This window comes from Pedobacter westerhofensis (assembly GCF_900182595.1).
Taxonomy (GTDB): Bacteria; Bacteroidota; Bacteroidia; order Sphingobacteriales; family Sphingobacteriaceae; genus Pedobacter; species Pedobacter westerhofensis.
The window spans coordinates 193,498-206,175 of record NZ_FXTN01000008.1; the positions used below are offsets into that span (position 1 = coordinate 193,498).

The 12,678-nt window shown below is 42.5% G+C and carries 11 protein-coding genes; 2 read left to right on the forward strand and 9 right to left on the reverse strand.

Annotation, left to right across the window (positions count from 1 at the left end; genetic code table 11):
- Window positions 1-85: 85 nt before the first annotated feature.
- Window positions 86-1,012 (forward strand): SPFH domain-containing protein, encoded by a 927-nt coding sequence (locus FN831_RS16650; protein WP_142529318.1) that lies wholly within the window; start codon window positions 86-88, stop codon window positions 1,010-1,012.
- Between the two features lie 81 nt (window positions 1,013-1,093).
- Here the strand turns inward: FN831_RS16650 and FN831_RS16655 are convergent, their stop codons facing one another.
- From FN831_RS16655 to FN831_RS16670, 4 genes are all read right to left on the reverse strand, one after another.
- Window positions 1,094-3,247 (reverse strand): carboxy terminal-processing peptidase, encoded by a 2,154-nt coding sequence (locus FN831_RS16655; protein WP_142529319.1) that lies wholly within the window; start codon window positions 3,245-3,247, stop codon window positions 1,094-1,096.
- Between the two features lie 196 nt (window positions 3,248-3,443).
- Complete coding sequence (locus FN831_RS16660; RefSeq protein WP_142529320.1) at window positions 3,444-4,121, reverse strand: hypothetical protein; 678 nt, start codon at window positions 4,119-4,121, stop codon at window positions 3,444-3,446.
- Window positions 4,122-4,159: 38 nt separating this feature from the next.
- Entirely contained in the window at window positions 4,160-5,002 is an 843-nt protein-coding gene (locus FN831_RS16665) for an isoaspartyl peptidase/L-asparaginase (protein WP_142529321.1), read from the reverse strand.
- Window positions 5,003-5,006: 4 nt separating this feature from the next.
- Window positions 5,007-5,882, reverse strand: a complete 876-nt coding sequence (locus tag FN831_RS16670) for a cyanophycinase (protein ID WP_142529322.1) — start codon at window positions 5,880-5,882, stop codon at window positions 5,007-5,009.
- Between the two features lie 357 nt (window positions 5,883-6,239).
- Here FN831_RS16670 and cphA point away from each other — a divergent pair, with 357 nt between their 5' ends.
- Window positions 6,240-8,867 (forward strand): cyanophycin synthetase, encoded by a 2,628-nt coding sequence (gene cphA / locus FN831_RS16675; RefSeq protein ID WP_142529323.1) that lies wholly within the window; start codon window positions 6,240-6,242, stop codon window positions 8,865-8,867.
- Between the two features lie 59 nt (window positions 8,868-8,926).
- Here cphA and FN831_RS16680 read toward each other — a convergent pair whose 3' ends face one another.
- From FN831_RS16680 to fumC, 5 genes are all read right to left on the reverse strand, one after another.
- Window positions 8,927-9,382: a ferritin-like domain-containing protein gene (locus tag FN831_RS16680; RefSeq protein WP_142529324.1), complete on the reverse strand. Its 456-nt coding sequence runs from the start codon at window positions 9,380-9,382 to the stop codon at window positions 8,927-8,929.
- A gap of 75 nt (window positions 9,383-9,457) precedes the next feature.
- Window positions 9,458-9,916: a low molecular weight protein-tyrosine-phosphatase gene (locus FN831_RS16685; RefSeq protein WP_246101588.1), complete on the reverse strand. Its 459-nt coding sequence runs from the start codon at window positions 9,914-9,916 to the stop codon at window positions 9,458-9,460.
- Window positions 9,909-10,709 carry a S1/P1 nuclease gene (locus FN831_RS16690; RefSeq protein ID WP_142529325.1) on the reverse strand — a complete coding sequence of 267 codons (801 nt, stop codon included), beginning with the start codon at window positions 10,707-10,709 and terminating at the stop codon, window positions 9,909-9,911. The genes FN831_RS16685 and FN831_RS16690 overlap by 8 nt, the downstream gene beginning before the upstream one ends.
- 8 nt (window positions 10,710-10,717) lie before the next feature.
- Window positions 10,718-11,179 (reverse strand): fumarate hydratase, encoded by a 462-nt coding sequence (locus FN831_RS16695; protein WP_246101589.1) that lies wholly within the window; start codon window positions 11,177-11,179, stop codon window positions 10,718-10,720.
- Window positions 11,180-11,216: 37 nt separating this feature from the next.
- Window positions 11,217-12,614 carry a class II fumarate hydratase gene (fumC, locus tag FN831_RS16700; RefSeq protein ID WP_142529327.1) on the reverse strand — a complete coding sequence of 466 codons (1,398 nt, stop codon included), beginning with the start codon at window positions 12,612-12,614 and terminating at the stop codon, window positions 11,217-11,219.
- Window positions 12,615-12,678: the final 64 nt, after the last annotated feature.

Here is a 12,678-nt window from a genome sequence, read left to right on the forward strand (position 1 = left end):
TGTGCCCCATTAATTTAAGGCTCCATAATATGATCCCTGTTAAATTCCGTATCTTGAAAAAGTTTAAATTTAAAATTCTCAATTTATGGGTTACGGATTATTAATTTTCCTTTTTATAGCACTGGTTATACTGTTTAGCTCGTTTGTAACGGTTAAACAGGGGACCATCGCTGTGGTTACAATCTTTGGCAAGTACAGGCGCCAGTTAGGCCCCGGTCTCAATTTTAAAATCCCGCTGATTGAGGTGATCCAATCCCGGATCTCGATACAGAACCGTTCGGTAGAACTGTCTTTTCAGGCAGTCACGCAGGATCAGGCCAATGTATATTTCAAGGCCATGTTATTGTATTCGGTTCTGGATCATGATGAAGAAACTATTAAAAATGTGGCTTTTAAGTTCGTAGATGCCACAAACCTGATGCAGGCGCTCATCCGTACCATCGAAGGTTCGATCAGGGCTTACGTGGCTACACAAAAACAGGCGAATGTGCTCGCCCAGCGTAATGAGATTGTGCTCCACGTGAAAGAACAGATCGATAAAGTTCTGGAGTCATGGGGATATCACCTGCAGGATCTTCAGCTGAACGATATCACCTTTGACGAGGAGATCATGCGCTCGATGAGCCGCGTGGTTGCTTCAAATAACCTGAAGGCTGCTGCTGAGAATGAGGGACAGGCTTTACTGATTACCAAAACCAAAGGGGCAGAAGCTGATGGAAATGCAATTAAGATTGCGGCAGCAGCAGAGCGCGAAGCTGCCCAGTTAAGGGGACAGGGTATTGCGCTGTTCCGTGCAGAAGTTGCACACGGTATGACCAAAGCGGCACAGGAAATGGAACAGGCCAATCTGGACATCTCAGTAATCCTTTTTACAATGTGGACGGAGTCTATTAAACATTTTGCAGAGAATAGTGACGGCAATGTGATCTTCCTTGATGGCTCTACCGATGGTATGAATAAAACCATGAAAGAGATGATGTCTATGCAGATTTCCAAGCGCAAGGAATCTTAGAAATTAAGATGTCCTTAAATAAAAAAGGGTATGATATTCAGAATGTCTGATTATCATACCCTTTTTTATTATTAGCGGTTACTATTTCTTCAGTTGGATGAAATCTGCCATTACGTGCATGGTTTCATCTTCAACAAAGTCAAAAGTCTCGTCCTTCTTGATCTTATCGCCTTTTTTAACAGCCGGCAGTCCTCTTGATGCCCTTAGTTTGTTGATCTTCTCTAAAGTTTTAGCTTCAAGGCTGTCCCGCTCTGCTTTAAGTTTATTTTCGTTCAGTGTTACAGATGTCTCGGTATCACGTTTTTTCATGTCTTCGATATCCTGGATCAGCCCTTTATAATCAAGCGATTTTTCCATTCTTTCGTTGTGGAGTTTAACAAGCTCAGGCTTGATTGCGGTAAGATCTGATACAGCCACAAAATTAGAGCGCTGAACCTCATCCCATGGCAGCGCCGATGGCTCTGTATCCTCACCGATTTTATCCATCGGATAGAAAGAAGGAAGTACGATATCAGGCATTACGCCTTTATGCTGCGTACTGCTTCCGTTTACACGGTAAAACTTGGCCATTGTCAGGTTGATCTGACCCAATTGAGGAGTTGCATCTTTACCACTTTTAACTGCCAGTCCTGAAGAGTTTGGTCCTTTCTGAACCAGGGCAGCCAAACGCTGAAGGATTGAAGGGTTTACCAGCTTATTTAAATCGATCGAAGACTGTACAGTACCTTTACCATAGGTTTGTGTACCCACGATAATTCCCCTTCCATAATCCTGGATCGCACCAGAGAAGATTTCAGAAGCAGATGCACTCAGTCTGTCGACCATCACACCAAAAGGGCCGTCCCATGCAACACCCGGATGTTCATCTTCACTTACTTCAATATTTCCTTTTAAATCTTTAACCTGCACCACCGGGCCGCGGTCAATAAATAATCCTGTCAGATCAATGGCTTCTACAAGTGAACCGCCACCATTGGCACGCAGGTCCATTACAATCGCATCTACTTTATCTTTTGTTTTCAGGGTATCAATCAGCAACCTTACGTCACGCGTTGTGCTTTTGTAATTTGGATCACCTGCGTTTGCCGCTTTAAAGTCGGCATAAAAACCAGGAACAGTGATAATACCTATTTTAAATGGTTTTCCGTTAGACTGAATGGTTTTAACTTCTTTTTTCGCGGATTGATCTTCCATTACGATCTTCTCCCTGATCAGCTCTATAATTACCGGTTTGGATGACATTTCATGTCCCACAGGAATGATCTTCAATCTTACCTTTGTTCCTTTAGGCCCTTTGATTTTGGCTACTGAACTTTCAATTCTCCATCCAATGATATCTTCGAAATCACCGGTAGCCTGAGCAACACCAATAATCCTGTCGCCTGCATTCAGCAATTTACTTTTGAAGGCAGGTCCGCCTGCAATGATCTCATCAATTTTCAGCACGTCATTTTCAAGTTTCAGACGCGCGCCGATTCCTTCAAAAGAACGGGCCATATCCTCATTAAACTGCTGGGCATTGGTTGGGTTGAAATAGTTTGTATGCGGATCGATCGTCTCTGTAAACGCATCCATGATCGTTTGGAATACATCCTGGTTATTCAGTTTTGAGGACTGCGATTTAAGGTTCTGATATCTTTTTGTTAGTGTTTCCACATTTTTACTGTCGGCGGTACCAGCAATACTCAAGTTGATCAGCTCATATTTTACTCTTTTTTTCCAGATGTCGTTCAGGTCTGCTGTTGAGCTTACCCATGGCATTTTCTCACGGTCAAAAACGTAAGTATCATTTTGGTTGAAATCGTATTTATCTTTGATATGCGCAATGGCATAGTCAAGTGTTTCATTATATCTTTTGGAATAAACATTGAAAATATAAAATGGCGCAGTAAGATCGCCTGCCCTGAACTGGTCATCCAGTGTAGTTCTGAACTGTTCAAAATCTTTAATATCAGAAGCCAGAAAATAACTTCTGTACGGATCGAGGGCCTTTACATATTTATCTAAAATCAGAGAGGAAATAGAATCGTTCAGTGTTAATTTTTTATAATTGTAATTTTCAATCAGTGCTACAATTTCCTTACATACCAAACTCTGCTGTTCATCAGGCTTAATATTAGGGATTCCTTCAACCAGCTTTTGTGGCTTTGGAGCGGCCTGGCAGGCTAATATGGCTGCAGTGAAGGTTACCAGTAATATTCTTTTCAACATCTCTTTAAATAATTTAAATTCCATTTTTATAGTAAGAACCAATATGATACCAATTTCTCAAATAAACAGAAAAGAGACAGTATTATACTGTCTCTTTTCTGTAATCTTTCCCAAATATAATTAATTCTGCGGTAAATACATGGTTCTGACCATTGTACACCGTATTTAAGAATGGTACAAACAGTGATTCCCTAATATACGGAAAATCCGTACGATTAATTTACATTACTCTTTTCTTCTCTGCAATAGTAGTTCTTGCCTGTTTGATCTGCCCTCTGAACTGGCTGATATTGGAGCTTTTAGCGAAAAGCTCTGCGCGGTTAATGTCTTTAATTGCCAGCGTATATTCCTTTTTCCTGATTTTCACCTGCACCAATCCCAGGATGGAATCGATATAGGAAGAATTATTATTCACCTGTCTGGCCAGGATTCCCTGCTGGGTATAAAACCACATCGACTGTGTCAGTTTATTTGCTGCCAGATAAATTTTGCCCAGCTGATTGTATGAAGCCATCTGTCCCGTACGGTTACCAAAGCGCGAATACGTTTTCAGCGCTACGTTCAGTACTACCTGTTCTGCTTCTGTATAGTGTTCAAGCATATAATGAACATTGCTCAATCTCAATAAAGAGGCGCCATAACGCGAAAAATTGCCCGAGTTATTGTACTCAAATGCAGCTTTTCCAAAAAGTGTCAGCGCATCGTTCAAGTCGCCCATTTTCTCATTTTTTTCCGCTTCCTGAAAATAAACATCTCCTTCTGCTTCATCTGCGCCGGAAGTGGCAATACTGATTGCCCCCCCGCCGGTGTTGGGGTCCTGCTGAGTAAAAGTATTCGTTTGTGCGATTGCCGAACCGGAAAAAACAAGGCAAAGCAAGGCGAAACATAGTTTATACATGTAACAAATATATATCTTTTTTGATTATATATACTTTTTTAGTTGAATACCTGTAAGTTATCATCATAAGATGCCCATACCATATAGGGATGAGAATCGATATGATACACCTGCCCATCAGCGGTTATTCCAATAATTCCGGCGAATCCATCTATAGCTTTAAGCTCTGCGAAAGATTTATCACAGGCATCTTTAAGTGTAAATCCATCAGTCACCCGGGTGACAATCCTTGCAGACAAAGCTATACTCACAATATCCTCACCTACTCCCGTACAGGAGATACCTGCAAAACCGTTTGCGTAATTGCCCGCTACCGTAGCAGAATCGCTCACTCTGCTGGGAATTTCAAAACCTTTGCCCCCGGTGGAGGTAGCTGCAGCAAGATTGCCCTCTGCGTCCAGTGCTACACAACCTACCGTTCCCTTATTATTGTGCTGGTTGAGTTTAAGTTCATACTCCTCCTGTCGCTGAGGCGTAATCGGATCAAAGTAGGCAAAATCATTTTTCCTTGCAAAATCCAGGGCCCCGTCGCCACTCAGCACGCTGTCTTCATAATTTAATAAAAGCGAAGCCACCTGTACTGGATGCTGAACATCCTGAATATTAATTACTCCACCAAATTTTTGAGTTTTACCATCCATGATGGAGGCACTCAGCCTCACTTTTCCGTCACTCTGGATTTGTGATCCCAGCCCCGCGTTAAAAAGTAGATTGTCTTCCAGCAGGCTTACCGCATAGGCTACCGTTTCTAAAGCAGTATGCGATTGCAGATATTGATAGGATAGTGTAGCAATTTCTGCCAGTGCGTCCTGCTTGGCTTTTTTGGTTTCCTGGTTTGTAGCGGATTCGCTAAAAAAACCACCATGAATGATCAGTTTCATCGTCTTAATATTGAGGGATAACTTTAGGGTGATGGATGGTTAAAAGATGATCTGTCAGATCATAAGTATCACCGTCACACATGACATGAACAATCATATTTTTTATGGAAACAGGTTGGCCCATCTCCACATCTGTGAGATTGGTATCGCTCATATGACGCCCGTCTACCAGGATCACCATACCAGAGCCGATAGCCTCCATCATATTCCCGTTTGAGATATACAAACCTGTATCCTCACCAAGTCCAATACCCAGGATTCCCGGGCTGCTGGCTGTGGCATAAAGCAATCTGCCGATGCGTCCGCGCTGTACAAAATGGGTATCTACGATCACGCCGTCAATAAATCCTAATCCGGCAGTAATTTTAACCTCTCCCTTTAACAGGGCGTCTTTACTGTTGCCCTGGTAGATCATATTCTTTGAACTCGCAGCTGCTCCGGCCGATGTTCCGGCAATTACAATCTCCTCATTCTGATATTTATCGAGCAGGATCTGATGAATGGCGGTACCTCCAAATATAGAAGATAGCCGCAACTGATCGCCCCCTGTAAAAACAAGAACCTCTGCAGCCTTTACCCGTTCACAATTTGCCAGGTCATTGGCCTGTTCCCTGTTGCTGATATTAAGTACACCTACATTGTGGACATCCAGCTGCGCAAAAGCCTTGATATACTCTTCACCAACTTTTTCAGGAACCAAAGAGGCAGTGGTAATGATCTCGAAACGGGATGCAGCATCTTTTACTGATTCTGTGGTAATACGTTTTAATATGCCTCTCTCAAAAAAATTCATATTCTGAGGGAGCCCGAACTGGGTCTCAGTAAAACTGCCGGTGTTTATCGCACCACCAATTATTATTAATTTACCTTTTGGAGCCATTGTATGTGTTTTGTTATCCTAAAATTTCAAATATATATTCAATACTTTAATTATTACCATAATTTCATCAGTAATTGACAATTATTAGCAAAAATGAAATTTTAATGAACATCATTCATCTCAGTTGAAAAAAGCACTAATATTTTTTTCCTTTAATATTGACATTGTTTGATTAGATTTAACCTCAATTTATTCTGAGCATTTTTGCTGGTTAACCATGGGCATGGAAGGTACTCATGGTAGCTCTATTACCTAAAACTGAAATATACATTATATGAAACCTGCAGCACTACATTTCATTTTTTTATGAGCAAACTGCTGCAAGCTTCATAACCTATAAAGACAAATAAACAACTTATGAAAATACTCGGCATTCAAGTGCTAAGAGGACCAAATATCTGGTCGATCAACAGAAAAAAATTAATTCAAATGAGGCTGGATCTGGAGGATATGGAACAACGTCCCACAAACTCAATTGAAGGATTTGGTGATCGCCTGGAAAAAATACTGCCAAGTCTATACTCGCACAGGTGCTCAAAAGGAGAACCGGGCGGTTTTTTTGAACGCGTAAAAGAAGGTACATGGATGGGCCATGTAATAGAGCACATTGCACTGGAAATCCAGACCCTTGCGGGGATGGACACTGGTTTCGGAAGAACGCGCTCCACTAAAACCGACGGGATTTACAATGTCGTATTCAGCTATCTGGAAGAAAAATCCGGTATCTATGCCGCAGAAGCCAGTGTGAGGATCGCAGAAGCGCTGATTAATAATGTGGAATATAATCTGGAGGAGGATATCCAGCGCCTAAGGGAATTAAGACATATGGAAATGCTTGGCCCAAGTACAGGCTCTATAGTTGATGAAGCCATAGCAAGGGACATACCCTGGATCAGGCTTAATAAAAGCTCGCTGATCCAGCTTGGATACGGTAAAAATCAGGTGCGCTTCAGGGCAACAATGACGGAGAAGACCAACAGCATAGCTGTAGACATTGCCGGAAATAAGGATGAAACCAAAAGGATGCTGAAGGATTCGGCCATTCCGGTTGCCAAGGGCGTGACCATTTCAGAAATTGAAGACCTGGATGAGGCGATTAAATCTGTAGGATTCCCGCTGGTATTTAAACCGCTTGACGGCAATCATGGCAAGGGCGCCACGATTAATGTGAAGACTGCCGAGGCAGCCAGAGCAGCTTTTGAATATGCCAAGCAATACTCCCGCAGGATCATCATTGAAAGCTTTATCACCGGGTACGACTTCCGTATACTTGTCATTGATAATAAAATGGTTGCCGCAGCGCTGCGCGTACCTGCACATGTTACAGGAAATGGTATCCTTACGATACAGCAGCTGATTGATAAAGAGAATGAAGATCCCCGCCGCGGATATGGCCATGAAAATGTGCTCACCGAAATTATTGTAGACCGTGACACGATGGACCTGCTGGCCAAAAAGAACTACACACTGGACACAGTAGCACCTAACGGCGAACTGGTGTATCTGAAGTCTACAGCTAACCTGAGTACCGGCGGTACTTCCATTGATGTAACAGACCTTGTTCACCCTCAGAATATATTTATTAGCGAACGTATATCAAGGATCATTGGCCTGGATATCTGTGGGATCGATGTCATGGCACAAAACCTGACACAGCCGCTTACAGAAAATGGCGGGGTTGTTCTTGAAGTAAATGCCGCTCCCGGCTTCCGCATGCACCTTGCACCAAGCGAAGGATTGCCTAGAAATGTGGCTGCACCGGTAATCGATATGTTATATCCTCCCGGGAAATCTGCAAGGATACCTATTATTGCGATCACCGGAACCAACGGAAAAACAACAACGACAAGACTGGTTGCACACATTGTGAAAAGCAATGGCACCAGGGTGGGCTATACTACGTCTGACGGAATATATGTACAGAATACCCTGCTGATGAAAGGTGATACCACCGGGCCTGTCAGCACAGAGTTTATCCTCAGGGATCCTACAGTAGAATTTGCTGTTCTGGAAACTGCCCGTGGAGGTATTCTCAGAGCAGGACTTGGATTTAACCGCTGTGATATCGGTATCGTCACCAATATCCAGGAAGATCACCTGGGCATCTCAGATATCCATAATTTGTCAGACCTGGCCAGAGTAAAAGGGGTAGTGATCGGCGCTGTGAAAAGAGATGGCTGGGCAGTATTAAATGCAGACAATAAATATTGTGTGAAGATTGGCCAGAATGCAGATTGCAGGGTGGCTTACTTTAGCATGGATGAAAACAATCCTGTGATTGTTGAACATTGCAAGAAAGGCGGCTCTGCTGCAATCTATGAAAATGGATATATCACCATTAAAAAAGGCGACTGGAAGATCCGTGTAGAGAAAGTAACACATATTCCCTTAACCTTTGGCGGCAGCGTTGATTTTATGATCCAGAATGTACTGGCAGCAACATTAGCGACCTTCCTGTATGGCTATAAAATAGAGGATATCCGTATGTCTCTTGAAACATTTATCCCTTCAGCGGCGCAAACCCCAGGAAGAATGAATATTTTTAAATTTAAGGAATTTAAAATTCTTGTTGACTTTGCGCATAACCCGGATGGTTTTAACGGGATTAAAAATTACCTTAAAACCGTAGAAGCTACTGAACATATCGGCGTGATCTCCGGAACGGGCGACAGAAGAAATGAGGATATCAGAGAAACTGCACGCATCGCAGCGCAGATGTTTGATAAGATTATCATTTGCCAGGAAAAGTACCTCCGCGGAAGACAGCAGCAGGAACTCATTGATCTGCTAATTGCAGGTATACATGATGTAAATCCCAAAATGGAAATCATTATCAACAATGATGGCGCTGATGCCCTGCAATTTCTGGTTGCTACAGCAAAATCAGGTTCATTCATTACGATCCTGAGCAATACCATAGATAATGCGATCGAGAGGGTAACCGAACATCTTGATAAAGAATTTGGTATATACAACTCTAAATAATAAGCATAAAAAAACCGCAGAAGATATCTTCTGCGGTTTTTTTATGCTTATTGAAAAGATTAAGCCTGCTGATCTCTCAGCGCTTTAACTTCATCATGAGAAACTCTTAAATCAGCTTTTTGCTCTGTGATGAGTGCTCTTGTATCTGCAGACAAACCTTCTTCTTCTAAAGCGGTTTTGTATGCTTTCTGAGCAGCATCTTCGCCTGCTTCACAGTTGTTTAATACAGTTTTACGGTCATGACCAGTAAAGATTGCTTTCACATCCATCCATGCACGGTAAATTTTACCAGAATTAGTAGTACCTGTTTCCAGTTCTGTTCCGCTGCCCTGCACTGCAGTAGCTAATGCTAATTTATGTTTATGACTTTGACCAACCATTTTAACAAATAATGCCTTCAGATCACTGTCTTCAGGAGAAAGCTCTTCAATTGCTTTTTCATAACCAGCAATTCTGTCATTATTAATTTGGATCAGGTCGTTTAATGTTTCTGGGTTTACTGTAAGATTACTCATTTTTATAGGTTTTGATGTACGGAAAGAACACCTCTCTTATAAAAAAGTTTCATTTTTTTTGAAAAGACAAGTTGATTAACTAAATTTTGCCATTAACTCCTTCACCAAATTTTTCGCCCTCTCTTCGATAGTCAGAAATACCGGGTCGAATAACTGATCGTCATAATAAGGATCAGTAACATCCATGTTTTCAGTAAGGAATAAGCTCACCTTTCTGCGCTGCTCATCGTTTTTGGCCAGCGTTAGTACATCCCTGAGATTATTTTTATCCATCACCAGGATCTGATCATACTCGTCCAGCATACTGCTGTCAAAATGCCGGGCGCGCTGCCTGGAAATATCATAACCATAACTTTTGGCCACGGCGATACTTCTCCGGTCTGCCGGTTGCCCAACATGCCAGTCTCCGGTACCTGCGGAAGCAATTTCCCAGTCGAGCTGATGGTCTGCAGCGATTTGCCGCACAATTCCTTCGGCAAGAGGGGAACGGCAAATATTGCCCAGGCATACCATAAGTATCTTTTTCCTAGCCATAAATCGTATTGAGTATTTGTGCTAAACGCACTCCTCCTTTTAGCAGCTGTTCATTCATAAGATCAACAAACTCAAAATTATAGCGGTAACTTAACTTATCATCTGCTTTTGTAGCTGCATATATTTTATTACAAGCTTCATACGACTCGTAAACAGTTTCTTTAAGTGAATCGCTTCGCCATTTAGTCAATTGCTCCTTAGTAGGATGATTGATTGCCACAGCATATTCTGTATAACTCAATTGCTGATAGTCAATCAGCTGCTCATCCCAAACACGGTGAAGGTTTGACCGCTGGCCAAACCAGGTAACGTTCACTTTATTTCCGCCAAGATCATCCTTTCTGGCCGTATGCATCGGCTGATGAATATCCCCTAAAAAGTGAATCAGCAAACGCATGGCCATCTTCTTTTCTGCCCCTGTCTTTTGCTTATCCTTCAGGATGGCAATCATCTCAGGAATCTTGTTATAAACATTCGCTTCCTTGTAGCTATCCAAAAAATTAAATACACCATTCTGATCCAGGTTACCTGGAAGGTTTACATAATGCCAGCTGCTCAGATAGTTATAAGTACTGTCAGATTTGATAAAATCCGGCCAGTTACTTGCCATCGCAGGACTCTCAGTTCCCAGCACCTGCATCACAGCCTTACGTGCTTTTGAGGTTAAATAATAATCGGCAATCTGCCCAACTATCCGGTGCCCCGTCATGCCCCAGGCACCGGCAGTTAATGGCAGGTAAGCGATCAGTGCAATCGCTATAAGAGCCTTCTTTAATTGATGAGCTAAAATCATATACTTTTCTATAATTCCTGTGGTACACAGGTTATCTTTTGTTTAAGAACAAGGTTAACATCGCGCTGATCGCTTAAGCCCTGCAGGTAAAGGTGTCCGGCATCCGAAGATTTAACAATAAATCCTTTTCTGTAAATACCGATAGTATAACACCCTGATACTTTCTGCTTGTAGTTGTCTTTGGTGTAGGTGCCTTCCAGGAACAGGCTATCCTTTCTAACCTGGTAAACCCCTTTTGCATACTCTTTCCAGACCCCATTATTGTAACATGGGTCTTCATAATAGTTAACCTTCGAATGTGTAGTTAGGTCTACATAAAAAGAGTCGCAGGTAAATTTGATATGGTACTTTGTGTAATTGAGCAGCACTGCCGAGTTGGCTACACTGTCCTGATTCCATACGCCCTGCAAAAAAAGTTCTCCATTACCCTGAACGTTTGGGCGTCTCTCACAACTGAGAAACGCCGTCAAACATAATAGGATAATTAGATAATGGTATTTATTCATGCTATTTTAAGCTACCTACCATATCTTCTGGTTTCACCCATTCAGTAAACTGCTCGCTGGTCAATAAACCAAGTTCAACGGCAGCCTCACGCAGGGTTTTATTTTCCTTGTGTGCTTTCTTGGCAATCTTCGCCGCATTCTCATAGCCGATATGCGGGTTTAGGGCCGTAACAAGCATCAGAGAGTTCTCCAGATGTTTTTTGATCTCCGGCAGGTTAGGTAAAATACCTACAGCACAGTTATCATTAAAGGATACGCAGGCATCGCCCAGCAATCTTCCCGACTGTAAAACATTGGCAGCAATTACAGGCTTAAAAACATTCAGTTCAAAATGACCATTACTTCCGCCAATACCTACGGTAACATCATTGCCCATTACCTGTGCACAAACCATTGTCAGTGCTTCGGGCTGTGTAGGATTAACTTTTCCGGGCATGATCGAAGAACCGGGCTCATTATCGGGGATAATGATCTCTCCAATTCCTGAACGCGGGCCTGAGCTCAGCATCCTTACATCATTTGCTATTTTCATCAGGGCTACTGCTGTACGTTTGTATGCTGCAGAAAGTTCTACCATGGCATCGTGTGCCGCCAGTGCCTCAAATTTATTTGGTGCAGTAACAAAGGGCAGTCCTGTCAGTTCTGCAATCTTTGCAGCAACCAGCACATCATATCCTTTAGGGGTATTCAGACCTGTACCTACCGCTGTACCACCAAGAGCAAGCTCAGTGATCATCTCCAGCGCATTTTTCACTGCGCGGATACTATTGGTAATCTGTTGTGCGTAACCTCCAAATTCCTGTCCTAAGGTAAGAGGGGTAGCATCCATAAAGTGGGTCCTGCCCGTTTTTACGATATCGCTGAATTCTGCAGCTTTAGCCTGTAAGGTTTGCTGCAGTTTCTCCAAACCCGGAAGGGTAATTTCTACGGCCTGTTTGTATGCCGCAATGTGCATGGCTGTAGGATAGGTATCATTTGAAGACTGTGATTTATTTACATCATCATTTGGATGAAGGATTTTCTTTTCATCAGCAAGGTCACCACCATTCAGCACGTGCGCACGGTAAGCAATCACTTCATTCGCATTCATATTGCTTTGCGTGCCTGATCCTGTTTGCCAGATCACTAAAGGGAACTGCTCATCCAGCTGACCAGCGATGACCTCATCGCATGCAGAAGCAATCCATGCTGCTTTTTCACTGGTCAATACACCTAATTCCTGGTTAGCCAGTGCTGCGGCTTTTTTCAGGTAACCAAAAGCATGGATGATTTCCTTTGGCATCGAAGCCTCCGGACCAATTTTAAAATTATTACGTGAACGTTCAGTTTGTGCGCCCCAGTATTTATCGGCTGGCACCTGCACTTCGCCCATGGTGTCGTGTTCGGTTCTAAAATTCATTTGTTCTATAATTTTGAACCAAAAATAAGGTTTATATACATACGTGAATGTAACGTATATCATA

Coding starts and splice junctions, on each gene's coding strand:
- FN831_RS16670 (WP_142529322.1), bottom strand. CDS start 5,882: ATGGCTCCAAAAGGTAAATTAATAATAATTGGTGGTGCGATAAACACC.
- FN831_RS16655 (WP_142529319.1), bottom strand. CDS start 3,247: ATGGAATTTAAATTATTTAAAGAGATGTTGAAAAGAATATTACTGGTA.
- FN831_RS16680 (WP_142529324.1), bottom strand. CDS start 9,382: ATGAGTAATCTTACAGTAAACCCAGAAACATTAAACGACCTGATCCAA.
- FN831_RS16650 (WP_142529318.1), top strand. CDS start 86: ATGGGTTACGGATTATTAATTTTCCTTTTTATAGCACTGGTTATACTG.
- fumC (WP_142529327.1), bottom strand. CDS start 12,614: ATGAATTTTAGAACCGAACACGACACCATGGGCGAAGTGCAGGTGCCA.
- FN831_RS16665 (WP_142529321.1), bottom strand. CDS start 5,002: ATGAAACTGATCATTCATGGTGGTTTTTTTAGCGAATCCGCTACAAAC.
- cphA (WP_142529323.1), top strand. CDS start 6,240: ATGAAAATACTCGGCATTCAAGTGCTAAGAGGACCAAATATCTGGTCG.
- FN831_RS16685 (WP_246101588.1), bottom strand. CDS start 9,916: ATGGCTAGGAAAAAGATACTTATGGTATGCCTGGGCAATATTTGCCGT.
- FN831_RS16690 (WP_142529325.1), bottom strand. CDS start 10,709: ATGATTTTAGCTCATCAATTAAAGAAGGCTCTTATAGCGATTGCACTG.
- FN831_RS16660 (WP_142529320.1), bottom strand. CDS start 4,121: ATGTATAAACTATGTTTCGCCTTGCTTTGCCTTGTTTTTTCCGGTTCG.